The 23,699-nt window shown below is 33.1% G+C and carries 26 protein-coding genes; 4 read left to right on the top strand and 22 right to left on the bottom strand.

Features of this window, described 5'->3' with window-relative positions:
- The 21 genes from CHRY9293_RS08025 to CHRY9293_RS07920 form a co-directional block, all read right to left on the bottom strand.
- Complete coding sequence (locus CHRY9293_RS08025) at positions 1-3,753, bottom strand: phage tail tape measure protein (RefSeq protein WP_162032525.1); 3,753 nt, start codon at positions 3,751-3,753, stop codon at positions 1-3.
- Positions 3,754-3,776: 23 nt separating this feature from the next.
- Entirely contained in the window at positions 3,777-6,179 is a 2,403-nt protein-coding gene (locus tag CHRY9293_RS08020; protein WP_162032524.1) for a hypothetical protein, read from the bottom strand.
- Positions 6,176-7,075 carry a hypothetical protein gene (locus CHRY9293_RS08015; RefSeq protein ID WP_162032523.1) on the bottom strand — a complete coding sequence of 300 codons (900 nt, stop codon included), beginning with the start codon at positions 7,073-7,075 and terminating at the stop codon, positions 6,176-6,178. Before CHRY9293_RS08015 ends, CHRY9293_RS08020 begins: the two co-directional genes overlap by 4 nt.
- 151 nt (positions 7,076-7,226) lie before the next feature.
- The gene (locus tag CHRY9293_RS08010; protein WP_162032522.1) at positions 7,227-7,688 is read right to left on the bottom strand and encodes a hypothetical protein; all 462 of its coding nucleotides are present in this window, start codon (positions 7,686-7,688) and stop codon (positions 7,227-7,229) included.
- Positions 7,689-7,700: 12 nt separating this feature from the next.
- On the bottom strand, positions 7,701-7,862 hold the full coding sequence (locus CHRY9293_RS08005; protein ID WP_162032521.1) for a hypothetical protein: 162 nt from the start codon (positions 7,860-7,862) through the stop codon (positions 7,701-7,703).
- Positions 7,863-7,866: 4 nt separating this feature from the next.
- Positions 7,867-8,364, bottom strand: a complete 498-nt coding sequence (locus CHRY9293_RS08000; protein ID WP_162032520.1) for a hypothetical protein — start codon at positions 8,362-8,364, stop codon at positions 7,867-7,869.
- A complete protein-coding gene (locus CHRY9293_RS07995; protein ID WP_162032519.1) occupies positions 8,361-8,966 on the bottom strand; it encodes a hypothetical protein in 606 nt (201 codons plus the stop codon). Before CHRY9293_RS07995 ends, CHRY9293_RS08000 begins: the two co-directional genes overlap by 4 nt.
- A gap of 14 nt (positions 8,967-8,980) precedes the next feature.
- On the bottom strand, positions 8,981-10,234 hold the full coding sequence (locus tag CHRY9293_RS07990; protein ID WP_162032518.1) for a PBSX family phage terminase large subunit: 1,254 nt from the start codon (positions 10,232-10,234) through the stop codon (positions 8,981-8,983).
- Between the two features lie 10 nt (positions 10,235-10,244).
- On the bottom strand, positions 10,245-10,781 hold the full coding sequence (locus tag CHRY9293_RS07985; RefSeq protein ID WP_162032517.1) for a terminase small subunit: 537 nt from the start codon (positions 10,779-10,781) through the stop codon (positions 10,245-10,247).
- Between the two features lie 264 nt (positions 10,782-11,045).
- On the bottom strand, positions 11,046-11,465 hold the full coding sequence (locus CHRY9293_RS07980) for a recombination protein NinG (RefSeq protein WP_162032516.1): 420 nt from the start codon (positions 11,463-11,465) through the stop codon (positions 11,046-11,048).
- A 316-nt stretch (positions 11,466-11,781) separates the two neighbouring features.
- The gene (locus tag CHRY9293_RS07975; protein WP_162032515.1) at positions 11,782-11,994 is read right to left on the bottom strand and encodes a hypothetical protein; all 213 of its coding nucleotides are present in this window, start codon (positions 11,992-11,994) and stop codon (positions 11,782-11,784) included.
- A gap of 160 nt (positions 11,995-12,154) precedes the next feature.
- A complete protein-coding gene (locus tag CHRY9293_RS07970; RefSeq protein ID WP_162032514.1) occupies positions 12,155-13,282 on the bottom strand; it encodes a hypothetical protein in 1,128 nt (375 codons plus the stop codon).
- Positions 13,176-14,048, bottom strand: a complete 873-nt coding sequence (locus CHRY9293_RS07965; RefSeq protein ID WP_162032513.1) for a DUF1376 domain-containing protein — start codon at positions 14,046-14,048, stop codon at positions 13,176-13,178. The genes CHRY9293_RS07970 and CHRY9293_RS07965 overlap by 107 nt, the downstream gene beginning before the upstream one ends.
- Positions 14,045-14,293, bottom strand: coding sequence for a hypothetical protein (locus CHRY9293_RS07960; protein WP_122548128.1), 249 nt, complete (start codon positions 14,291-14,293; stop codon positions 14,045-14,047). Before CHRY9293_RS07960 ends, CHRY9293_RS07965 begins: the two co-directional genes overlap by 4 nt.
- An 11-nt stretch (positions 14,294-14,304) precedes the next feature.
- The gene (locus tag CHRY9293_RS07955; RefSeq protein ID WP_162032512.1) at positions 14,305-14,757 is read right to left on the bottom strand and encodes a hypothetical protein; all 453 of its coding nucleotides are present in this window, start codon (positions 14,755-14,757) and stop codon (positions 14,305-14,307) included.
- A 21-nt stretch (positions 14,758-14,778) separates the two neighbouring features.
- Positions 14,779-14,925 (bottom strand): hypothetical protein, encoded by a 147-nt coding sequence (locus CHRY9293_RS07950; protein WP_162032511.1) that lies wholly within the window; start codon positions 14,923-14,925, stop codon positions 14,779-14,781.
- A 102-nt stretch (positions 14,926-15,027) separates the two neighbouring features.
- Positions 15,028-16,236, bottom strand: coding sequence for a PD-(D/E)XK nuclease-like domain-containing protein (locus CHRY9293_RS07945; RefSeq protein ID WP_162032510.1), 1,209 nt, complete (start codon positions 16,234-16,236; stop codon positions 15,028-15,030).
- A 2-nt stretch (positions 16,237-16,238) separates the two neighbouring features.
- Positions 16,239-16,649: a hypothetical protein gene (locus CHRY9293_RS07940; RefSeq protein WP_162032509.1), complete on the bottom strand. Its 411-nt coding sequence runs from the start codon at positions 16,647-16,649 to the stop codon at positions 16,239-16,241.
- Between the two features lie 53 nt (positions 16,650-16,702).
- Positions 16,703-16,975: a hypothetical protein gene (locus CHRY9293_RS07935; protein WP_162032508.1), complete on the bottom strand. Its 273-nt coding sequence runs from the start codon at positions 16,973-16,975 to the stop codon at positions 16,703-16,705.
- Positions 16,976-17,426: 451 nt separating this feature from the next.
- Positions 17,427-17,702, bottom strand: a complete 276-nt coding sequence (locus tag CHRY9293_RS07925; protein WP_162032506.1) for a hypothetical protein — start codon at positions 17,700-17,702, stop codon at positions 17,427-17,429.
- Positions 17,703-17,715: 13 nt separating this feature from the next.
- Positions 17,716-17,964 (bottom strand): hypothetical protein, encoded by a 249-nt coding sequence (locus CHRY9293_RS07920; protein WP_147473955.1) that lies wholly within the window; start codon positions 17,962-17,964, stop codon positions 17,716-17,718.
- Positions 17,965-18,105: 141 nt separating this feature from the next.
- Here CHRY9293_RS07920 and CHRY9293_RS07915 point away from each other — a divergent pair, with 141 nt between their 5' ends.
- On the top strand, positions 18,106-18,831 hold the full coding sequence (locus CHRY9293_RS07915; RefSeq protein WP_162032505.1) for a helix-turn-helix domain-containing protein: 726 nt from the start codon (positions 18,106-18,108) through the stop codon (positions 18,829-18,831).
- Positions 18,832-18,845: 14 nt separating this feature from the next.
- Positions 18,846-19,667, top strand: coding sequence for a hypothetical protein (locus tag CHRY9293_RS07910; RefSeq protein ID WP_122548138.1), 822 nt, complete (start codon positions 18,846-18,848; stop codon positions 19,665-19,667).
- A 407-nt stretch (positions 19,668-20,074) separates the two neighbouring features.
- On the opposite strand, the gene CHRY9293_RS18685 is transcribed toward CHRY9293_RS07910, so the two are convergent.
- Positions 20,075-20,185: a transposase gene (locus CHRY9293_RS18685; RefSeq protein WP_238476823.1), complete on the bottom strand. Its 111-nt coding sequence runs from the start codon at positions 20,183-20,185 to the stop codon at positions 20,075-20,077.
- Between the two features lie 504 nt (positions 20,186-20,689).
- Between CHRY9293_RS18685 and CHRY9293_RS07900 the strand changes: the two genes are divergently transcribed.
- Both CHRY9293_RS07900 and CHRY9293_RS07895 read left to right on the top strand, forming a co-directional pair.
- Positions 20,690-22,708, top strand: coding sequence for an AHH domain-containing protein (locus CHRY9293_RS07900; protein ID WP_228455493.1), 2,019 nt, complete (start codon positions 20,690-20,692; stop codon positions 22,706-22,708).
- Positions 22,709-22,710: 2 nt separating this feature from the next.
- Positions 22,711-23,457 carry an imm11 family protein gene (locus tag CHRY9293_RS07895; protein WP_162032503.1) on the top strand — a complete coding sequence of 249 codons (747 nt, stop codon included), beginning with the start codon at positions 22,711-22,713 and terminating at the stop codon, positions 23,455-23,457.
- Positions 23,458-23,699 lie beyond the last annotated feature (242 nt).

The following is a 23,699-nucleotide window of genomic DNA, read 5'->3' as shown; positions in this document are numbered from 1 at the left end:
TTAAAAACTTGCACCTTGTTGTATTTTTCGTGAGTCTGCCATATCTGAAATTCCTGATTGACTTCCAGAATATATCGCTGATGTTATTTGAGATATAGCGTCTTGTTCTAAAGTAATATTGGGAGTATTTATTTTGAATAAATTTTGAACAGAAGCCAAATTGCTTCCTACTATCCCACCTGCAGCAAATTTTGCTCCGCCACCAGCCTGATTAATAGCTGACAGCTCATTTCTAAATAGCCTACTTGAAACTTTATTAATAATAACTTCACCCCCTTCTGCCTCAATCATTCCTTGTGGGGTCATAATAGGCACACCTCCACTACTATGGGATGCACCTTGAATAAGACCCCCGCTTGCAAATGTATCTTTGGTAGAAACAATTTTCTGAACATTTTTTAATCCCGTAATAACAGCAAATGCTGCTGCTGCACCCCCTAACGCAGGGCCCACAACCGGAATACCTGCCAATGCTGAATAGGCGGATTGAGCTGCTTTATAAGTATTAATGGTAGTTTCAGCAATTGCTGCTGCTTTTCCAACAGCTGTTTGATCCCCAAAGGCCTGTTTGGCAGCACCAAATACTGTGGCAAATCCATTTAACTTTGATTGAGTAATCGAATCATCAATCTGCTTTCTGCTCTGTGCATATTGCTGCTCAATAATACTGATTTGCCCCAATTGATTTTCAATTCTCAATTTTTCATTTTCATCATCAATAATTGCAATTTGATTTTCAAGCTCTTTTCTTTGTGCATTTATTTCAGTATTTATATCATAATCCTCCTGATCAAGTTCTCTTTTTAACTCATTCTCTTTTAAGAATTGATCCAGTTTTTGTTGGGTATCTTCATCAAGTTGAACTTGTTTTATTACATATTCTGATGCATGCCCGTCTTCTAAGTCAAGAATATTTTGTTGGAAATCAATGGCTCTTGCGAGCTTTCTTTGTTCTAAAACTTGCTCTTCGTAATTTTTATCGAGCTCTTTCTTTTTTTCGTTGGTTTGATGGGTAAGCTCAATATCTTTATTGGAATACTCTTTATGGATATTTTCAATCTCTATATTGAGGTTTCTGATTTCATTAAGATCATTCTGATTTAATTCCTTCTTTTTATTGAGCTCATCTATCTTCTGTTGAACAGCAAATATTTTTGCAACTTCTTCCTGATTATTTATCTGTTCCTGAAGTTTTCGAACAGTATCAAAATAGTTTTTCTGATCATCCAGCTTACTTTTAAGAAGGGTTTTATCATTCTTATATTTCTCGGCATTATTTAAAATATATTCTGCAAGTTCGGTTTTAGCCAGATCTGATTTTTGTTCTGCAGCTACCCTGGCTATTTCTAATTCCCTCTTAGCTTCTTCTTCAAGGGCTTTTTTAGCATCAACAGCAGATTTCTTAGCATCAGTAATTCTTTTATTCTCCCCTCTTTTTATATCAGCTTCTGCTTTCTTTCTTGCTTCTTCAGCTGCTTTTGCTTCGGCATCCCGATCTGCTTGAGTAGTAGATTGATTTTTATCATTGACAAAACTCAAGTCTTTAACTTTATTCGGCGGATCAATTTTTTGAGTCTTATTTAAAGCTACAATTCTCTCAGCTTCCTTCCTGGCATTGGCAAACTCTTTAGAAATATTGATGTTTTTTAATGTACTAAGACCTCCTTCAAAATCTAAACTCATAAAGGATTTTGCCGCTGAAACAAGCTGAGTGAAAATTGATTTTATACTTACAGCAAATGCTGTAAGACTAATTCTACTGGACTGAATCACGGCAGAGAACGTTTTAAATCCTAACGTAATTGCCTCTATTGAAAACTTTAGCAGATGTAAAGGATTTAATACCTTAAGAATAGACTTTATATAGGACTGTGTTTCATTGTTACTCAGTCCCAATGCTTCAAACAAATCATTAAATACATCCACAACCGCCTCGACAGCTTTCCATAGCTGATTAGCATACTGAGATAAAGCATCCCATATCTCTCCGAATAATTCAGAACTTCCAGTAAGCTGATCAATCCAGCCGATCACTTCGGTTACAATCCCTATGAATTTATAAAATACAGTTTCTGCTTTTATCAGGAACAAATTCATATTACTTATAAATTCCATGAGTGAATCAGATTTCAATGCATCATCTTTTGCTTTTGCCAGCTCATAATTCGCTTTGCTTAGATCAAGGGTCTTTTGCTGAACTTGGGTAAGAGGCTCCTGAAGATTATCAATTCCCTGATAAATATTTTCAAATAATACTCTTGCTCCTCCAATGTCTTCGCCTGCTCCTTTGAATACATCTGCGGTAAGAATTCCAAACTGCTGTACCGATAAACCCTGCTTTTTAGCTTCAGCAGACATCAAGATAAGGGCATCTTTAACCGTAATAACTCCGGAGTTGACATCATGAGATATTCTATCAGAAAAAGTCTTTCCAAAGGCATTTGAAATAGCATCGGACTGTGCTTTGGTAAACTCTTCAAGAGACAATCCCGCCTCTTTGATAGAATCTTCAAACTTATCACCAAATAATCCCTGCTGCTGCGCCTGAATCTGAAGACCTATGATTTCTTCTAAATCAAATCCATACTTGTCTAATAGGGGACCATATTCAGAAAGTCTGTCCAAAAAGTCACCATTGGCATTGGCTCCTCTGATATATCCTTGTTCAATCTTATCAAAAGCCTCTTCATACGTTACGCCCAATTGCTTGGCAAGGGTATTCGCTGTTTTTAGCACCTCTCCAAAATCATCACCAAATGTTTCACTGAGTGCCTGGGCTTTTACCCGAATATTGTCGGCAGCTTTTCCTAGAGTGCCCGTAAGATCCTGAGTTAATTTGATATTCTCTTTGATCGATTCATTATATTGGATCATATAACTAGCTCCCTGATAAATTCCGACTCCAATGGCTAGGATACCTACCAACACCCCTGTTAATGGATTGGAAATTAAAAAGCTAATAAGCATACGCGCATTATCATATATCCCTTTAAAACCATTCTTAACAGAATTAAAGCCTTCCTGAGTATTCCCACTTAGCATTTGAAGAGTTCCCTGAGAAATTTCAGCAAAAGCACTTGAAATAGCCTCTTTATAATTACCAACATTTCTTTGATTATCTCCTAAGGATGAATCAAGGTTCGCTAGTTGCTCGTTTAACATCTGCTCTTCTACTGTCACTTCTGCCAGCCGAGAAGCCAAATTCCTATATTCCTCAGTATTTTTTTTTCCTGATTGTTCAAGTTTAATCATTTCAGCACCTAAATTCTTAGCCTCTATTTTTAAGGCGCTTAATTCCCGATTAAGCTCTTTATAGGAACCCTCATTACCTTGAATTTCCGTTCTTCCGGCAGACATTAAATTATTGAGTTCGGTTTGTTCCTGCCTCATCTCTCGGAGTTGCTGCTGGGTGCGGGTCACTTCAACTGCATAATTAGCCTGAGTCCTTATTGCATCCTGCTGCTGATCAATGAAACCATCAATGAGCTGATTACTTTTCTCAATTTCTTCGTTGTATTTTTCCTGACTAATGTATCCGTTCTCCAATTGATTTGTGAGCCTCTGTTGCGCCCTCTGTTCGGATTCAATTCTTTTTTCATACTCCTTTATTGTATCTCCTGATTGCTTAATGACTTTATTGGCATCCCTTATAGCGCCGGAGAGTCTTTGCATTGCCAAATAATTAGCTGCAATTTGATCCGAGAGCTTGGTCGTGTCCCAAGTAAATGTCCCTAAGTCTATATTTTGGTTCATATAGTTTCTATTGTAAAATAAGCTTAACAGCCTCCTAAATCTTCAATGGTTCCATTGGTATTGATTGAGTTTTCACTCGCACACATCGTATACTCATGATAGCCAAACGGACCACTTACGGCCACATGCACTGCTACCCCATCACAGTTAATATAGTCGATGATTAGCTCATCTATTCCCTGATAATCCGCAGCCCAGACATGGTACCTTTTACAAACAATGATGAATTTTTCATATTGGAGTTTATTGGAGTAAATAATGTTTCCGGACTCTGCTATAACTTTCATTCTGATCCACTGAATACCATCAGATAAAGGAACATCATAAGGAGAAACACCTGTCAACAGACTAATCCAATTGATATTATCTCCAGATTTTTCCCACTCAAAAGTGACAAAAGGATCATTATTTTGTGAGTATGAAGAGGCTATTTTGACCTCAATCAAAGAAGCTGTTCCTGTTTTCGGAGTATTGGTCTCCTCTGCCCAAACAATATTCACGAAAGGCTGATTGGGGTCAGTAGGATCAACAATTTCCACATCATCATAGTATCTTTTAACTCTTATGAATTCTCCTTTAGAGCTCGTATTATCAAATTGAAGTTTGTTTAAAAGGTAGTACTGCTGTTCCTGCTGAAAGAAATAGAGCTTTCTTAAATCAAGGGTAAGATAATCGATAAAATTTAAATTCAGTTCAATATCATGTAATCTTGAATCATTAAGTATTTGTCCAAATACATTGTAATTTTTTTGCAATAAACTCATCCAGTCTAATCCTTGAAAATCAGCAAGGGGTAAAGAAGATAGCATTTGTTCTTGCTGTAAGACCTTGCTTCCTATGGTGGTATCAGCGGTAAAAATTCTTTCCCTTACAAAATGAAATCTTTTTTCAAGTCCTTTATATTCAATTTCTATCTGACCGTTTCTTTCCTTAACGTTTTTGTCATAAAGCTTAAAAACCCGCAAGGTTTCTGTAATCTCATCGTTAATTTTAAATTTCACAAAATCTCTATCCGGCGAATACGTTTTAGAGGTAAAGACTTCTTTTTTCTCTGTAAGGTTTTCATTGGCAATTTTTATGACTCCATCATTGTAGTTGCTTTCTTTATCATGATATTGATAAGAAAATATATTTTGTTGTCCATAACTTTCATACACATAACTTTCTGAGCTTCTTTCCCTATATTTTTCTGACCAATCCATAACTTCTGCATCGTTGATTCTTTCCCCTAAGGTTATGTATTCGATAGTATTAGAAAATTCATCAGGGAATATAGTGAGCCCAAATTGAATCAAAATCTCTTTTACAAAATCTTTGATGGAAAAGTCCTTTAATTCCTGAGAAAAGGATACATCTCCAGCATCAAAGAGTTCCCACTTAATAGTGTAGGCTGAATTCCATTGGATATGCCCATTGGGATTCGGATGCCAATTGAAAAAAGAAACTTTATCCCCGGCATTAAGAAGAACATTAATGCTAATGTCCTGAGTCTGGGATGTGAAATTCGTTATGATAAGTGTTGTATAACTTCTGGAATCATAATTAATATTCTCCTGATTGATGCAAAGCAAATACTTAATCATAAGTTCATTAGAATATTCAGTTCCAATTTCAACATGAAAAGTGAGCTTATAATTTCCATCTTCCGGAGCTATAAAATATTGGTTATTCGTATACCCTGACACCAACAGAGGAGCATATCGTAAGTTGGGATCATTCGTAGGGATATTGGTGTTTCCAATAAACTTGGATCCCGAATTTTCTGTAATGGGAATAAGCTCATCAATAGCGATATATTTAGGGTATGTCAGCCAGAGGTTAGTAAATGCTTCGGTTCCAAAAACACTCCCGGTGTAATCAAATCCAAAAGTATCCCGGATTTTATTCCATAAATATTCTACACTGACACTCGGAACGAGATGGTCTATATTAATGACGTTATCCCCATTCCCGTAATGAGTAAGACCATTGTAATCCGTAATCAGATACTTATAGTTCGTATTGGAAAAAGACTGAATAACCGTATCTAAATCTTTGATATGATCTATTTCGCTTAAATCAAGATCATTCCCTAATGTTTTGTTTTCAATGGCTTTGAAAAAATTGATAATTCCTGAGTATACGTATATTTTATAATCATCACTTGTTTCTGTAACATTCATCCAGCCTTTGACAATAAAATCAAATCCTTCAATCTTCATTTTGCAATCAGGTTTTTGGTATGGTGCTCGGGAGGTGTCTGAAGGAATTCCAAGTCCACCCAAGAGTTGAATATTATTGGGAGTTTTAGGAATCGAAAATGAATTGGTAAAAGATGCTTGCCTGTCCTTTACCTCTGCAATATCGTTGACCTGTAAACTATGCTTTATACTTGTATCAGTATACAAATCCAGTGGTTTACCATCAATCCAAATCTCCGTGATCATATCGTTCTATTAATATATTTTGAAAAGGAAAATTCGAGTTTGTTTTCATAGACCCGATCCCAATTGTTCTCGATGGAATCATTATTTTCAATGATCAATCTTACCCACGAGGAATCATTGTCGTCCCCAGTGGGATCATAGAGTAAAACTTCGGGGGAAGAAATTAAATCGGTAATGACCCTTTGGGCAGCAAAAGCTGTCTTTGTTTGAAATTCAATGGTTCTTTCCGTATTCACTTCGATATTTCTAAGGTTATGCTGCCTTAGCTTGTCCGTTATTTTGGATAAGGTTTTCCCCACTTTGGACTTATATTTTTCCTGAAACTTATCAAAGAGATAATATTGATAGCCCCCCAAAGAATTTAGGAACTTTATGATTTTATAATCACAACCTACAGGTTTATTTAATACTACTTTATCGGTAGGAATAAAATCCACAATGGCATTCCCCTGAATTCTTTTAGCATAACCGGGGAGGGCTACAGTTCTCCATTCCAGCCATTTCCCTACAATAAGCTCCGTAGATGCTGTTAAAAACCACTCGTCTTTTCCATTTTTATTTCGACCTCCCAGTACAAAGTATTTCGTTAAGGAAATGGTTTCAGCAGGAATTTCTATATCTTCAAATTTCACGGTAAAATCAAACCGAAAAGATTGCAGAGAATTGATGTTGATGTGATCAGGAAATGGAAATAAAGCCCGTACGGGAATACAGATATTACATCTGAACTCATTATCTGGAGAAGGAGACATTCTTAATATCGGTAAGGCAACTCCTGTTGTGATATTATTTACATTGAGTTCCAATATATTTGGAATATCGGTAAAACCATTTATGCTAATCCAAATATTATTCTGTGATAAGTAGTAGTTATTTTCTAAACCTGTAATGATCATACTATCTTCACTTTTCCTTTTGCCGTTTTGTATTCAATCTCAGTCTTTTCCATTTGTCCTTTTCCATCAATAAGGCCAATTCTAATAATTTCACTTTCAGTACCCATGCGGATATTAGCCCGTGGTACATATTCTACTTTTATATCGATAATCATAATAATACTTCTTGCGTATTTCTAATTAAATTTTCGGCAATTCTAAGTTTGATAATGCCAGATAATTCATCCTGAATGTATTGTACTGTTCTGGGTTCACTTAAGATTTCAATTAAATCAGTCCCCCCTTTTTGATACCAGGAGGTTCCTTCTTTCTCAATTTTTTTGGCAACAGCCCAGGCCCTATTTTTTGCCTCCTCTCCACTAAGACCAAACTTTGCCTGCACCCATTTTTCAAGCGCTTCAATAGGAGGCATCTTGCCTTGTTTTCTACCTTTTGCCAATTGCTCTGAATATGATCTTCCTCTTATAGTTCCTGAGTTTTCCCCTAATTCTTTTTCTAGGGTATCGAGCCATTCCCCTGTGGCATCCATACCGAGTTCCCGAAAACGAGGAATCAGAAAAATACTAATGACCTGATCCAAAACACGCTCTATTTCTTCGTGGGTTAAATACATATTCTTTTGTTTTTATCTCCAAATCAACCAACCAATTAATATTCCTATACTGATAAAGGGGGTAGCTAAAGCCAGCACAATAAAAGAAGCGAGAATCCCGGAAATAATTTTCACTTGTAAGGACTGCTTTTTATTTCTAGGGGCTGCGCTTTGAGAAGTCTCTGTTTTTGTCATATTTTTATATTATAAATTGTCTGAATAAACCTAAAATTCTCCATCCTGTATAATTGTGATCTTCTTTGAATTGAACGGTTTTCATCTTCCATCTTAGAATATCAAAAGAATAGCCCATTTCGCACAGATCAAATTCATTTCCACAGCCTATACAATTTTGAATAGGTGCGAGTATGGTTTCCCATAGACTTTCATTAATGGGATGTCCGGGTATTTCATTATACACATTTAGGCCTATATCTGAAGGTTTAACCACGTACAACGTGAAGCTATGATCACAATACTTTCTATGGGAAAGGCCTGTTTTTTCATTCATCCTATATCCTGTATCGGTTTCATAGTCCGTAATGAATAATTGTAAACAACACTCATCTTCTTCTCTTAGTTGTGCCCTGCTTAATCCACTTTCTGAAAGTGGAGCTTTAAAAGCCCAGCAAAAGCCGCATTTACTTTCATCATTATATCTTTCGACTACTTGTTTAAAGAAGCTCACTATATTCATTTCTTCCTGGTTTTTTCTTCAATTATTTTTTGATACTTTTTATTTATTTCTCTTATTATCTTGTCCAGTTTTAGCTTTTGGTATACTTTGAAATAGGGTAATGCTTCTATTCTATCATATTCTAGTATCTTTCCGTTAGCCAGATTGTCAATTACACTCATTTCACCAAATTCGTTCAGCCTTGATATTCCGGCAGCTAACATTTCAGGGTCCGGATCAGAATGAAGATGCCTTGATTCAATCCTCTTAATAAATTCATATTGACTCAATATCCAAATTAAGAATCCAAACACTTCATTCCCTGAGGAATTTCCTAACTCAAACTTTTCATATTGACATTCCATAATAAGATTAATAGCTTCAACTACTTTATCATCTTTTAAAAGTGCCGGAACATCTTTTTTTACCATTCCATAGGGAAGTTCAATGAACGCTTTACTTTTAAATCCTCCAATGTTAGCTGATGCTTTACCATATTTTAATAGCAATTGAAATTGATGCTGAGTTAAATTGTTAAATCCATATTTTACTTGATCATTACTATTAGCATCACCTTGGTGAGGTGTTGCAAGAATCTTTTCCTTTCTCTTAAAAAAATTCATTAGCATCATCACTATTAATACACTGAATAACTTTTTCTCGGTTTCTCATGGATTGAATATCTCAAAGGATCAATACAATGATTATTCTTATCTACAGGTGAGTCAGTGGGCTTTCCATACTGATCTAGGGTATAACAGTAATGCTGATATTCATACCAAAAGTTGTCAGATGTTGAAGTGATATAAGTAGTGTATTCTTTGATCTTCTTAATACCATTTAGAATACTGTCCTTCCCTTTATAAGCGGACTGAACGTTGTATCCGTAATTCTTTCGTAAATCCTCAATATCTTTTGGGTTAGCAGAATCAGCAATGATTAAAGTCCGCTTTGATATTCCAAGGGATACCAACCGCTCTACTAAATCCTTATTAGTAAGCCCTACTTCATAGAGGTATTCATGAGCAAACAATTCTGATTTATAAAGCTTCCTTCCTACTAGCGCAATCGGATCATTAAATCCGAAGTCAAGACCCAATATTTCTAAATACGGTAAATTCACATAATCTTGCTGGGGTATTCTTTGCCAATTTCCGAACACCCGGCCTTTAACTCCCTCCGAAATTAATCCTGCAATAGTGGTGTAATAACGATGAGCATTATTTTCTTTGTAATTCTCATACAGGTTTATTGTGGATTGGGTGATATTAGCAAGGTTATCATAATAGGTAGAAAATATGGATAGTACTTCTGGACTATTTTTGGGTACTGCTTGGTAATACCCTTCAACATCACTATCTACTAAGTCAAACCAGCGTCTCAAAATCCAATGATCCTTGGGTGGAGGGTTGAAAAGTAGAATAATTTTAATATCTCCTTTTATGGTTCTTAATGATTCATCCAATTGGTTAAAATCCTCCTCCGAAATTTCATCCGCTTCTTCAATAATGATATGGGTGGCACCCGCAAGTGATTTTAATTTGGCTCTTTGCTTTGAGGATGCTTTCTTAAATCCCTTAGCATGAATGTAATTTCCATTATAGGGATGTTTTATAGCCATTTCATGTTCATTGATTCGATAAAAGTTCTCAGGAATTCCAGCTTCTTCAATTCGATCTTTCATGTCTTGAAAAAGTGAATCCCGAACATCCCCTAAAATTTCACGCATTAAATACCCTCTAAAATAAGGGAGATTATTAAGCCAAAATAAAAACAATGCTGTTGCAGTATAAGAACCACCACGTCCACGTCCTCCCCATAAAGGAATATATCTCGCATGGGTTTCAAATACAGGTTTATATAAATGAGAAAATGGATGACTTATCAGCATTTCAAAAGGATTAGGGTTGTTTTGGGATGATACCTGGGTTTTGTGAATAGTCCTCAAATATGACTTTAGTCGTGGATTCAGTGACTATTGGAGCTTCTTTATTTCCTTCATGTTGCTTCTTTTCAGCTATTCCTTGAATTCTGGCTGTTAGATTGGCATTAAAAACTCCTACTAAAGCCCCCTCAATTTGTTGATTCTCTATTTTTTCCCTCGCCCACATTGTAACATCAAAAAACTCCGTTCTTTCTTCATAATCTTTCCAACATGCTTTTGATATTCCTAAATGATGACATAATGCCACCAGAGTATAAGGTCGTTGTGTAGGTATATGTAAAGGAGCCCCGGCATGATCGCCACTTCTAATAACATCATTTTTTATCCAGGGGGTTTGATCTGCCCATTCAAAATATCTTTTACAAAGTATTTCAAGCTCTTTTGGTCTCTTGAACTTTAATGGGCGACCGCCTTCATTACCAACGGAGAGCTTGTTACCTTTAGTAAATTTCCCATCTGGTGTTCTTCCATTATTCTTGTCTTGCTTCCCCATACAGAATTACATTTTTTGAACGAAAGTTGGTATTGGATAAATTGTTCATTTCTATTAGTTAAAATTCCACCCTCTCGTAAGTGGACACGCCCTTGTGAGATTTAAAAAGGATGAAAAACAATAAGGTGAAAAGACCTCTTTGCCAATCTCACTGTGTCTAACCCAAGCCTGAGGGATAGGCTACCAGGGTATCTGCTCTTTACACCCTTACTTCTTAATTCGGTTATTGTGGTAAATTCCTCATTCTATTTATTTCCAACTCACTCACAAGACCTTACTTTTATATCGTTCAATAATCTCTATCAATGAAAATCGATCCCAGCGGAAATGAGTATGTCTAGACATAGCAATTTTTTCATCTAATTTTCTTAGACGATTGAGTCCTATTTTTTGTTCTAGTCCTTTCCTATAATAAGTAAGGTTTCCGTGAAGATGAAGATTGCAACGTATACACTGCTCCCAGGTATTATCTTCATCGAATCTTGTTACAGCATGAGCTCCTGCCGAATAAAAATGTCCGGCATTGAGCTGAGATATAGATTGGGTTCTTCCACAACTTATACAAGTAAAATACCCGCCCGAAGTTCCTCTTTGCCGGATGAAATTGTTAAAATATTTTGTTGCAAGCTTTATGAGCTGCGAAATCGATTTATTATGATAATGTCTGATTATAGATGCTTCCAAGAATTATATTCACTTGAAGGAAACATTGTGCAATTTGGAATGCACTCCATGAAGAATTTGATACACTATGGTAGTACCATCACCTTGAAATCGTGTTGAACTTTGGCAGAAACCCACCATGAATTACCATACAAAAATGCAAATTTTTTTTCAATATAACAAATTAATTTTCAACTATCAACAAACAAAAACCCAGAGAAAACCATTGGATCTTTCTGGGTTAATTTTGGATTAATGTTTAGCTTTCTTTTATTGGTAATAAATAATACAAAATGGTTGGTTTCTTTTTAATTTTCCACCAATAGAGAGCCATGCTTCATAAATTCGCTTTATTTATTTTTCGTTGTTCCCTTGCTTCCTTCGCCTTTTCCCATTCTTTAGAATATCCTTTAGGAAGCATTACCACTTTTTTATTTTGCAGTTTTACTTTTTCCAAAACAGCTTTTGATCTTTCTTTTTCATCCATTGAAAATTTTATGGCAGGTATTGTTTTTAATTGGGCTAGTGTTGGCTTTACATTTTTTTTCATATTGTGTTTTTACTGTTTCTAGTTCCTGTTTCGGCCTTTGAGCTTCAACAAATTCTCTTACGTGTTCTATCATTATTCTTTCAATATTTCATTATATTTTTTGTTTAAAGAATAGGATTATATTATTATCAACGTTTTAATATGATTAATATTTTCTTACTCATCCAAATTCAATTACACCATTCTTTTCTTTTAATTTTTTATTAAGCACAGTAAGCTCAAATAGCTTTTCGTCTTTAGTTTCCAGATCTTCAAAAATAACTTTTTCGGTTGTTTCAATATCTTTTATTCTTTTCTTTTGGATACCTTTATATGCATACTTTTTAGTGTTAATAATGACCTCTTGGCCTATTTTTAATTCTAATATTTTAATTTTGATTTTTTTAATAATCTGTTTTCTAAACCAGTTGTAAGTTAGGTCGTTTTTTAATTGAATCATAGCTATTGTTTGTAACTTTTCAAAAGCAAATTTCACCGCAACTGGAAGTTCGTCCAGCTGGTGGGTAAAATAATGGGATAAATGAGAAATTTCAAAAACGTTAAAATAGGCTGATTTTTGTTTTATTTTTTCCTTTTCAAGCATACTCTTCATTTTATTATAAATCGCGATTTTTACAGCCTCTTTGTTTGCTAAGAAGGATTTCAAGCCCCCTCTTTTAATCACTTCATTGAAATAAAGAAAAGAATGTTCGCAGGGTTGATTTTCTTCAAGGGCTCTCAAGAAGGTTTCTTTGTTTCTTTTTCTAACCTCTTTTATTTCTTCTGCTGAAATTTCTTTTGGGGGATACACTAGAGCCTTTAATTTTTCAACACCATTGGTATGTTGCTTATTTTCCCTTCGATAATCCATGTAAGCATTTAAAACTTCACCCGCCTGAATGATGGAAAGATTGGGGTAAATCTGAATAATTTCGCCCTTAACATCGCAAAGCTGTTTTCTTACCCCCATTCTGTAAGCCTCCAGGACTTCTTCACCCGTAAGCGAATATTGACGGATAAAAGAACCAAACTCTGCCATTGCTATTTCTTGAGGGCTTAGTTCGTCAGCTTCGGATTCTTTTGGCCTGAAGTCAAATTTTATCTGAAGCATAGAGATTAATCTTTTGGTCACTTTTTCTCTTTCAACAGCCCCAAGTGCTTTATCATTGAGTTTGGGATAAAGAATATCTCTTTTAACGATGTCAGGTAAATTCTGTATAACGTGCACCGGAAATAATTTCTGATGTCCCAGAAACTTTACTGGTATCATTTCGGAGGCGTCTAATGTTGTGGTCTGTATTGTGATCATTGGGTTGTTCATTTTCTCTGAGTTTAAAAAGTCCTTCCCAATTTTGGGAAGTGGTTTGATCTAAAACTTTTCTGCCTAAGGCAGGATCATCGTTGGATAGCTCTAAAAATCGGTTCAATGCATTTTGCTCCCATTTTATCCCCGCATAAGGCTTTTTCTTTTTGGCCTTTCGATATTCTTTCCATTCATCCCATAGTTCTTCAAAGTCTTCAGGTATGATCAGTACCATTTCTTTTTTTGGTTTTGGGGTTTCTTCTTGATTCTGTTCTTCAGTTTTCTTTTCCCCCATACCCCCTTTTTTTTCTTTTTCTATTTCTTCTTCTATTTCTATTTCATCTTCATCTTCATATATAGAAGAGCTTTTTTGGGCTTTTATCTGGGTTTCTGTTTGGGTTTTAGTTGGTTTTTTATCTCCTTCTAAATCAGCAATATTATCTACATTTTCAAGCGGTATATTTTTTCTTGGACGCCCCCCTTTTTTACCATTTTCAACCTGTTTTTTATGAAAATTTGTATGCTTTTCACGTTCATTTTCCAGTCTTTTGTTATAAATAAACCCTCCTTCATCTATAAATTTCTCTTTTAATTCTTCAGAAAACGTATCCCATTCAAAACCCACTAAAAACCCAAGTCTCTTTTTGGGTATTTTACCGTCAGTCCATTGTTTGGTTAATATTCTGATGTAAATACCTACTTCTTCATTAGTCAAAAAAATACATCCTGTCAAAAAATCCTGAGCGTATAATTGAAATGCCGGTGCTGTCATCTTATTTTTTGAATATTTTCAAGTATCAGGTTATTAAAAGTATTTTTATCGTGTTCAGATATTTCATTTCGATATTCAATCTGTACAAAATCCCCCGTATCAAGGTCTATAATCTTGTGAAAATTATTAGGTCTGGTTTGTATGCAAAATTGATTGTCTGTATCTTCTTCAATAATCAAATTCACCCTAATAATCTTTCCTTCAATCTTTTGTTTTTTTAGTATTCGTCCGAAAATTTTAGGCATTTTTAATCTGTTTAAGCGGCTTGTTGGATGGTATTTAAAATTTTTCCCAGAGATTTTAATTGACGTTTAATCTTTTTAATTTTCTTATCAATACTCTCTCTTGTATAATTACTTATGTTGAGATGATAATCCATTTCAAGGCTGCTTTTTTCATCTCGCAGACTCACAAAAGCAGCATTAATTAAATCAATTCTTTCCTCCATACTCTCTACAATTCGGTAGGTAGTATTACCTCTTTTCGAATAGTGGTTTTCTCTACTTCCGGATTCTTTAATGAAAAATAAATTTTTTAATTCTGAAACTCTACTTGTAATTTGATTAGGGCGTAAAAATGTCAGCTTTTCAATATCCTTAGAAGTAACATTGGGATATAGTTCAATGACATTAAAAATATATTGCCTTTTTTCAGCCAACTCACTGATTATAGCCAGATAGGCTGCGTTTCTGTTAATTATCGATTCCATTTTGATTATAGTTTTAGGTGATTATATTCTGTGAAAAGACTCAAGAATATGAGAAAAATGCACAATGAGGTAAACATAATCGTCCGGATTAATCGTTAAATCCAATCCTCCATTGACTATTACTAACCAGTCTAAAATAGCGGAACAATTGTCCGCTATAAAAATCATGTCCCTTCCTGTCAGAACTACGTCTTCTCTAATCCAATCGTTTAAATCATCTCCATCGTTTAAGTATTGTGCTTTAATTTTTTTATTAAATAAAATCATAATTTAAATATGAGTGGGGAGTAATACTTTATTATTCCATAAGGGCAACTGCATTTGGATCAATCCAAAATTGCCTTCTTCGGCAAAGGATTCATAGCCTGCGTAATGTTTCTTTTTCTGACATTCTTTTGCAATTTGAAAACCCGTTCGAAATTTATATTTCCCCATTTCAATATCTTCACCAGACCATACAAAAACAGCTATTCCATAAGGTTCAACGGTCTGAAGCATAATCATAATAGTGGTATTAAAATCTCGGCCTGTAACTTTGGAAACAATTTCCTGATACATCCCTTCTGATAAATCATAATCAAGCTTTGCCGCATTGTAATAAAAAGCCCTTAAATCCTCACAAGCAGTTGATTTTATGGAAATAATAGCATTAACACCTATATTTTCTTCAAATTGTATCGCATCAGGTCTTACTTTCAATTCTACTCCGTCTTGTTCTGTATAAAATGAAATTTCACGCTTTGAATGTTTTAAAATTTCTTTCAGAATTCCACCTCCATAACGATCATATTGTTTTTTGAGAATTTGAATTTTTAAGAAGTGCTCTTCACTCACCGGGGCCTTTCCGGATAAACTAACTAAGCTTCTATAATAGGCTTTTAATCCATCTTGTTTTTCAAGGTTCAATCCTAAACCGTTCACATGATTCTTGGCTTCTTCAAATGTTTGAAAAACGGGTATTTGTTCACCTTGTGAATTGATTCCAAAACCTTGCTCTTCAATAGTCGCTTTCCAAAACTTAATAAGTGTTTCCACCCCTTCCCTTGAGGCCAGGGATGATTTAGGCTCTACTATCACTCTTGAAAATTTTGTGGGTTCAAGGATACATTCATGAAGAAAGGTTCCCAATTCTAAATTATCTTTCTTTTCTTGTAATTTTTCAAGTTCTGCTTTATCATCATCTAAAGAGAAACCCAAATGTAACGGGGAAATCAAAGCCTTTTTAAAATGCGAACTTTGTAAAGCATCTTTTGCTAGGTATTTTTCCATAGAATCCTGAACAGCTATTCCATTAACATTCAAATCTTCGGTATAAATGTGAATATTTTTGGTATTTTTGCTCAATAAGAAATCTGATATTTTTTCGGCAGTTGGATACTCATTTAACGGACGAGTGTAATCAATTGTATCAAAATCTTTTTCTGAAACTTCTGCCTGATGCAAGTCAGGCAGGGAGTTTTTTAAATTTTCAATATTCATACTTAAATGATTATCGATCTAACTGACCATCTGTCAGATGAATAAGAATTACTTTTATTTTTCTTTTTACCAACAAAAGACACTTTTACCGGAGTTTGCCCCATAACAACCTCACCTCCATCTAACGCACTTTCAATAGCTGCAACCAATCTCTTGGATCCGTTCCTGATAGTTTCAAAGCTTTTGTCTTGTCTTTGTGAAATCATAACAATACAAGGAAGCATAATAGTTTCTCCTTCTTCTGTCAAGCAAGGCTCATCTCTTAAATCAATGATTACTCCTACTTTATATTCTCCTTCTTTTTCAGGAGTCCAGTATTCCGAAGTTAATTCACGTGGACTTTCAGCCGCTTCATGTAAATTCGGCATTTCATTTAGGTTTGCTAAAACCAAATCTTTTTTTTGATTTTCCATTTTTGTAAATATTTAAAGATTAATTATTTTAATGCATTTATCCATTGGGAATTTCACGATGAAACAATCATTTTTTTAAGTTGTAGAAGTTTGAATTTTAACTCAATACATTGCTCTTCTTTTTGTTTTCTTTCTTCATGGTTTTTTCTAAGACGCTTTTCTTTTTCTCTTTCATATTCTTCTTTTTCTTCATCATTATTACAAGGAGAGTTTAAAACAATCTCACAAAATATTTTCATCCCAAAATCGGCAGTAGGATGATCATCAATAATTTGATTCAATAATTCAAAATCTCCTCCCGTAAATAATTTTTTTAAGTCTGTCATTTTATAAATTTTAAATGGTTGTTCATTATAATTCTTTTTTCGATCGTTGTTGAGTTAAGATCTGAAATCTCAAAGCTTCATTTTCTGATTTAAAAACATTTTCTGATTTATCATAAATGATTAAAATATTGGCATAGAATCTTGATTTAACTATTATTGAGGTTTCGTTTTCAAATTCAATTTCTCTTATTAGCAAATCGTTCTCTCTTGTGATAATGTATAACTTTGATGATTTCATATTTAATTTTATCTGGATTTTATTACAAATACCCTCATAACTTTCCATTTTTAATAAGGATATTAATATGTTCTGAGCAAAACTTCCGAATTTTACGTTTAGGTTGTTTTTTATCATTCACTTGCCCAAGTGTTCGGTTACACAATTCTATTTTTATATTCTCCGGAAGTTTATTCAGATAATCAGTTGCAATTTTGTAGTCAATTTCTGAGCTCATACACAATCAAGTATTTCAGTTAAACCATTTTTACATTCTATGGCATGATGAATATTATTTTCCGCATTTTTTATAGCTAACCTCATTAATTCAATAAGAGCATTTTCATTAGCTTTATTAGAAACATTGATTTCACCAAGTCTTAATCTTCTTAATGTGTGAAATCCAATTTTTGATTTTTCGCAAGCCTTGGCAACGTCTATTTCTGTTGTGTAATCTTTAAAATAATTTGTAAGTTGTTCACTTATACATGTATTATAATTAAATGTCATGATTATTTATTTTTTAGTCTAAACTATATTTTCCATTTCCAGTTATCATTTCCCAAGTAATTTCAACTTTCTGAGTCTCTTGATACATTTTAGCATCACTCTCATATCTTGATTGAATTTCAAGAAGAAGATCTAAAGCTCTATTCCCCTTTTTCCACACATTTATGGGAACTTCACTAAACTTTTTACCTAAAATTGGTTGATAAACACTTTTCAAAAAATTCTCCCTATTGATTACTGATAGTCTTGTCAATGTTTTCATATGTTTTGTAATTCCAATTTTTAAGTATATTTGTCCTGTTGTTTTGTTGAAACAAATATAATACACAATGTGTATATTTTCAAAATAAAAACACACCCAAATGTGTGTTAAAATTTTGTTAAATTTTATAAACAACTAAGTATGAATAAATTAGACATTAAAAACTTTAGGACGAGATATAACTTGTCACAAGAAGATTTAGCACAAATAACAGGATCTTCTGTAAGAACAGTAAAAAGTTGGGAGTATGGAGAAAGAAATATATCTAAAGTTGCTCAAAAAATCATAGAAAATTATACACAAAATGTAGAAAACATACCACTCAACCCAACCAAAGAAGCTGTTCTAAAGAAATTAAAAGAGGTTAAAAAAAATAATGGACATAAAGAAAAAGATCGAATTTTAGATGCATCAGGACTTGTTCGTCAAAGGGTAATAACAATACCTATTCCTGGATTTGCGGGATTGCAACAACATTTTTTTTCAGAAGATTATATAGAACAAAATTTCATGGAAGAAGAAGTATTGGTAAGGGTTGAAGAAAAAATTACTGATCCTTATTACAGAATTCAAGTTAAAGAAAATAATTACAGTATGTCTCCAACACTATTGCCTCTTGAATGGGTGTGGTGTGAGCCTATTTCAGAAATATTTTGGAATGATCCAAAAACTTTTAAAAAACAAAAAATTTATTGCTTATGGCATCCTACAAAAGGAATATTATATAAAAGAATATCAAAATATAAACAGGGAATCATAACACTTTCATCTGACAATGAAAACAAAGATGATTATCCAGATCAAGATTTCTTTATTGGTGAGTTTAAAAGAATTTTTCTTATCCGAAAAAAAGAAGTGGAACTTTAATTAAAAAATATAATATGAAAAAAGTAATTTTATTCTTTGGACTTTTTATGGTTTCATTATATTTTTCACAAACCAACTTATTAGGTTATGATATTAAATATTTTGTTGGCGACGATTTAGAATTATTAAAAGGAAAATATCTTATTGCATTACCCAAGAATGAAGATTTTCAAAAATTTGGTTTTGATTATTTATATACATCAGAAGAAATGAATCACTCGGATACATATAAAAGAAAGAAGGGACACTCTGGATCAAATTACATTGATGTTGTGGATAAAAAATTTTTGCTCACAGATTATAAAAAAATTGATAAAATATTAGGGGATTATATATTACTTTTAAAAGATGAAGAAGGCAATTCAGTATATTTCTTATATGACTCCAAAACACCAAGTAGGTTTCCATTCAAAACATCTGAACCGTTAATTTTCCCTGAAGAGCATTATTGTTCTAAAATTGATATTAAGAAAGATAAATTCACAAATAAAATAACAAAATACTCCCCATTATTAGAACCTATTTCATTTGTAAAAAACAATGGTTATTTTATCTCATTGAAAACTTATGGATCAACACCAGTTGTAGATGGAACGGGGGTAATAATTTTATTATCAAATGGTCAAAAAATAAAAAAAACTACTAAAATTGATATAGATATTAGCTCAGGAAAATATAAATACAGTGCTTTTATCCCCCTAACAACCGCTGATATAAACTTATTAACAAAAAACATAATAGATGATTTTAAATTGTACATATTTGAAAATGTACAAAAATTAAATGGCGAAGCATATAAAGAATATTTAAAATGTATTATCAAACCTTCGTTGTAGTATAATCACTAATTAAAAAGAAAAAACGAGCCTTTATTAGGCTTTTAAAAATAATTATCTAACCAGAACATTTGAGTAAAGAAGAGTAAAAAAAGAGTAAATAATGATTACTTTTTGCCTATTTCGAAAAACATAAACAACTATTAATCAGAAACAAACGAAATTAGGTTCGAATCCCTTCCTCTCTGCAAACAAACTTGTAAACTAACAACTTACAATACTTAGGGACTAAATCAGGGACTTTCTAAAGTTTCTGATTTTTATTTAGAGCCTGTTTAAATTTTATTCAATAATAAGGATCAGGCGCAAAGTTTGGTGGCTAGGCAAAAAGTTTGGATAATCTGAATAAAAAAAAGATTCTGTCTTTTACTCCTCTGAGTTGTAATCTAAAGTTTTTGATTTTCGCATTAAAAGACTCTGCTGAAGTATTGGGTACTTCTATTATCAAAATAGTTTAAGATATCCCTATAATGATTCATTACTGTTTTAGTTAGTGTGTTGAAGGATTTAAAACCCATCTCTTCCACCTCTTTGAACCAGTGGGCTAGTTTAGTCATAGCCACAGATTTTGTAATATCTAAGGATTTGAGAACTAAGCAAAAAATACAGCAAAGATAACAGTATTAAAAATTTTCCCAACTTTTGCGCCTGAGCCATTTTTTATAATACTTCTTGCATACCTTATTTTAAAAAAGGTAAATATAAAGTTTTACCATAAAAATATAAACCTTCTACTATAGCAAGCAGTTTCGCGAGATAAATAAGTTATACATAATTAACTTATTCAACACATATATATTTCCTATAAAAATTTATAACACGTCGAATTTTGACGTTTTTAATAGTTAGTTTTGGTATATAAAAATTACAGTAAGATATGGGAATATCTATTTTATTTTCAATGTTTTTATGTAATATTGCAGCCGTTTATTAATTCACTAAATAATGATTTGTTAAAATGAATAGCTGTACTCATCTACATTTATACTAAAAAATAATTAATGAAGAACAATTGTATTTGTATGTTACTTTTATTAGTAACAAATATCTTTTTTCTAAATTCTTGCAGGAGTAATGATCTTCTTACCGAGAATGAAACACATATTACGAACAGTCCTTTTCAGCTTTCCTCAAAAACGATACGGCTGGATCAAAGCCGGCATAAAGCATCCCTTAATTTAGAGTTAGAAAAAATTAAAAACACGCCCAATAAACTCGGTAAAACAACAAGTGAGGATGTTTATATTGACACTGATAACATAACTTATATAGAGAATGGGCTCAACTATCATACCTACACATTTAATCTTATACGGAGTAACTCATCAGACGATTCTCCATTAGAAAATCTTGTACTAACACCACTCCCTGATGGAACTTATAAAGAACTACTTGTTTCTTACAATCTCACCAAGCAAGAAAAACTAACATTACAAGCAAAGGGGTATGTGAACATAAAAGATAAGGTTACTATAACGGAGCTTTCAAAAGAAATCTTTACTCCGATTTCAAAAGGAGCAGGTATGACAACGTGTGGATTTGTAGAAACATATACCATTAGAGGTTGTAGTGATGTTCACAATGGGGTTTCGACCCACAATGAAAATAACACCTCTGAATGGGAAAATTGTAAGGCAGATAGAAAACCAGGAGTGCATATGACTATGACATACCGATGTGATTTTATCAGTGATACTAATAATCCTAGTACAGGAGGCGGAGATGGGAGTAGTTCAGGTACCGAAGGAGGGACTTACGTTCCCGGTGGGGGTTCCTCAATCCCTTGCAATGGAAATGGAATTGCTACAGGACCTTTTGATCCTACAGAAGATGTAGGAGATGGAAACTGCACAGGAATTCCAACGACTCCAACCGTAACGTTAAGTACATTTTTTTTATATGTAAAAAGCCTTCCTTCGGATTTAAAGGATATGATTAATGATCCTTCAAATTCAGATTTTTATGAGGAATTAAAAAATTACTATGATGCTAATAGCAGTGAAGATTCAAGAAAATTTATCACTACCGTTTTAAAGTCGAACCTTCCTAATACCATAACAGCTGCCCAGTTTAGGAAATGGTTTTTAGAAGGATATAGTCAAACATTTCAAAAGAGTATTTCTTTGCTATCTAGCGATAAGATTCAAGAATATATAGTAATCAATAAAGAAATTGAGGCCTCTCCGTATGAAGAGGAGTTTATAAAGGAATCGAATGAAGCGTTTGTGGCTTTTGTTTCTTATGCAGATATTGAGACGATGACGGCTGTACAGATTAAATCAGTTCTTAATCAATGTTGTCATTCAATTATTTTTGTTCCTCAGGCTTTTATTGATGAGAAAACAAAATTAGTTATCGCTAATTATCAATTGAATAGGAAGTTTTACCCCGAATGGAGTAAAGGGAAATGTCTCTGGGAAGCTTCTCGAGAAACATTACAATTACTACTGGATTTAGGTGGTTTAGTTCCCTTGATAGGAGAAGTGTGTGACTTAACAAATGCAGCGATATATTATTCTATTGGAGATAACTTAAATGGAACTTTAAGTCTTGCAAGTAGTGTTCCTGTTGTAGGTTGGATATCTGCAAGTACTAAAATGGGGGTTAAGGTTTTGAATAAAGCAGCATCAGATATTACCTCTAGGCAAGTTTTAAAATGGATTGTTGGAAACGATGGTTTAATTAAATTTGGATACTCAAATCAATTAAGGAAAGTTTTAAAGTTAAAGGATGTTACACAACAAGCACATCATATTATACCGTGGGCCTCTAAAATACAAACACATCCTGTAGTACAGAAAGCCGCAAAGTCTAAGAATGCTTTTCATCTAAATGAAGCATTAAATGGGATTCCTGTTGCTTCATGGAGAAATAAGTATAATCATTTTGATTATAATGATCTTATTTTTACAAAATTAGAAGAATTACCACCAAATTTAACAGAAGAACAAGCTTATAAAGAATTAATGGCTATATTAAAAAAAGCTAAACAAGCTATTATTAGTAATCCTAACACTCATTTAAATGATTTAATATTTTAACTATGAATTATTACAAAATAAATTTTACATCAAATATAAAAGTTAGAGGAAATGGAGATTACATCAAAGAATATAAACTTAAAATTCCTCCAACTATGGAATTACTTTATTGGGAGATTCCAAATTTTGTGGGAAATATAAATCATGAAAAAATAGATTTTGAACCATATCTATTAGATATAGAGCTTTTTAAGAACTCGAAAGTAAATGATTTAATTATGCAAGGAGGTCCTATCTCCTCCATGTTAATTGTAAGTGGAAAATTAAAAATTATACTGGAGAAAAATAGGAAGACGGGTATGCAATTTTTCAATATTAATATATTAAGAAATAAGGAAATATATGATGATTATTGGTTATTAAATATGTTTGAATTTAATCAGGAATTTATAAACTTTAAACGAAGTAGAATTATTTACGAAAAAAAAGATGATGATTTTGATATAACATATTCTACCAGAAATATAGATCTTAGTATAAATGATAATGATGAATTCAATATATACGTTGAAAAAGCTAAAGAAAATATTGAGAAAATAACGATAGATAAATTGATATTAAATGAAGAGATAATTAATGAAGACTTTTTTGCTTTAAGAAATGTTACAGGGGGAATCGGATACTATGTTTCAGAAAAGCTAAAAAAAGAAATTGAAGATGCAGGATGTATAGGATTAGAGTTTCAGCCCAGTTATTTATCATATTATGAGTGGCGTACAGAAAGAGAAAAAGTATATGGAAAGATATAAATCAAAATTTATCTCCCAAATCTGACTAGTCCTAAATAAGCGTTACAGATTATTAGGTTAAAAATACTAATATTTTATGAGATATTTGTCGGGCTAGTCCGACAAATATCTCATAGGTAGTGTCTCACTAACTGTGTAAGTTAAAAAGTTATTCTGGAAAATTTAGAGCTCTTACAGCTCAAGAAATTTTTCGGAACTCACTTTTTATTATTTTTAACCATTACATAGTTATGATTGACAAA

This window comes from Chryseobacterium potabilaquae, from assembly GCF_902728265.1.
GTDB lineage: Bacteria > Bacteroidota > Bacteroidia > Flavobacteriales > Weeksellaceae > Chryseobacterium > Chryseobacterium potabilaquae.
The sequence above is the reverse complement of the archived record's forward strand: the minus strand, read 5'-3'. Positions and strand labels throughout refer to the sequence as shown.

Excerpts from the sequence above, each read along its gene's own strand:
- CHRY9293_RS07915 (WP_162032505.1), top strand. The coding sequence starts at position 18,106 with ATGAATAAATTAGACATTAAAAACTTTAGGACGAGATATAACTTGTCA.
- CHRY9293_RS07940 (WP_162032509.1), bottom strand. The coding sequence starts at position 16,649 with ATGGAAAATCAAAAAAAAGATTTGGTTTTAGCAAACCTAAATGAAATG.
- CHRY9293_RS08020 (WP_162032524.1), bottom strand. The coding sequence starts at position 6,179 with ATGATCACGGAGATTTGGATTGATGGTAAACCACTGGATTTGTATACT.
- CHRY9293_RS07970 (WP_162032514.1), bottom strand. The coding sequence starts at position 13,282 with ATGATCACAATACAGACCACAACATTAGACGCCTCCGAAATGATACCA.
- CHRY9293_RS07935 (WP_162032508.1), bottom strand. The coding sequence starts at position 16,975 with ATGACAGACTTAAAAAAATTATTTACGGGAGGAGATTTTGAATTATTG.
- CHRY9293_RS07950 (WP_162032511.1), bottom strand. The coding sequence starts at position 14,925 with ATGATTTTTATAGCGGACAATTGTTCCGCTATTTTAGACTGGTTAGTA.
- CHRY9293_RS07985 (WP_162032517.1), bottom strand. The coding sequence starts at position 10,781 with ATGGGGAAGCAAGACAAGAATAATGGAAGAACACCAGATGGGAAATTT.
- CHRY9293_RS07920 (WP_147473955.1), bottom strand. The coding sequence starts at position 17,964 with ATGAAAACATTGACAAGACTATCAGTAATCAATAGGGAGAATTTTTTG.
- CHRY9293_RS07975 (WP_162032515.1), bottom strand. The coding sequence starts at position 11,994 with ATGAAAAAAAATGTAAAGCCAACACTAGCCCAATTAAAAACAATACCT.
- CHRY9293_RS08025 (WP_162032525.1), bottom strand. The coding sequence starts at position 3,753 with ATGAACCAAAATATAGACTTAGGGACATTTACTTGGGACACGACCAAG.
- CHRY9293_RS07910 (WP_122548138.1), top strand. The coding sequence starts at position 18,846 with ATGAAAAAAGTAATTTTATTCTTTGGACTTTTTATGGTTTCATTATAT.
- CHRY9293_RS07965 (WP_162032513.1), bottom strand. The coding sequence starts at position 14,048 with ATGACAGCACCGGCATTTCAATTATACGCTCAGGATTTTTTGACAGGA.
- CHRY9293_RS07900 (WP_228455493.1), top strand. The coding sequence starts at position 20,690 with ATGTTACTTTTATTAGTAACAAATATCTTTTTTCTAAATTCTTGCAGG.
- CHRY9293_RS07945 (WP_162032510.1), bottom strand. The coding sequence starts at position 16,236 with ATGAATATTGAAAATTTAAAAAACTCCCTGCCTGACTTGCATCAGGCA.
- CHRY9293_RS07895 (WP_162032503.1), top strand. The coding sequence starts at position 22,711 with ATGAATTATTACAAAATAAATTTTACATCAAATATAAAAGTTAGAGGA.
- CHRY9293_RS07925 (WP_162032506.1), bottom strand. The coding sequence starts at position 17,702 with ATGACATTTAATTATAATACATGTATAAGTGAACAACTTACAAATTAT.
- CHRY9293_RS08000 (WP_162032520.1), bottom strand. The coding sequence starts at position 8,364 with ATGAATATAGTGAGCTTCTTTAAACAAGTAGTCGAAAGATATAATGAT.
- CHRY9293_RS07955 (WP_162032512.1), bottom strand. The coding sequence starts at position 14,757 with ATGGAATCGATAATTAACAGAAACGCAGCCTATCTGGCTATAATCAGT.
- CHRY9293_RS08005 (WP_162032521.1), bottom strand. The coding sequence starts at position 7,862 with ATGACAAAAACAGAGACTTCTCAAAGCGCAGCCCCTAGAAATAAAAAG.
- CHRY9293_RS07995 (WP_162032519.1), bottom strand. The coding sequence starts at position 8,966 with ATGAATTTTTTTAAGAGAAAGGAAAAGATTCTTGCAACACCTCACCAA.
- CHRY9293_RS08015 (WP_162032523.1), bottom strand. The coding sequence starts at position 7,075 with ATGATCATTACAGGTTTAGAAAATAACTACTACTTATCACAGAATAAT.
- CHRY9293_RS08010 (WP_162032522.1), bottom strand. The coding sequence starts at position 7,688 with ATGTATTTAACCCACGAAGAAATAGAGCGTGTTTTGGATCAGGTCATT.
- CHRY9293_RS18685 (WP_238476823.1), bottom strand. The coding sequence starts at position 20,185 with ATGGGTTTTAAATCCTTCAACACACTAACTAAAACAGTAATGAATCAT.
- CHRY9293_RS07990 (WP_162032518.1), bottom strand. The coding sequence starts at position 10,234 with ATGCTGATAAGTCATCCATTTTCTCATTTATATAAACCTGTATTTGAA.
- CHRY9293_RS07960 (WP_122548128.1), bottom strand. The coding sequence starts at position 14,293 with ATGCCTAAAATTTTCGGACGAATACTAAAAAAACAAAAGATTGAAGGA.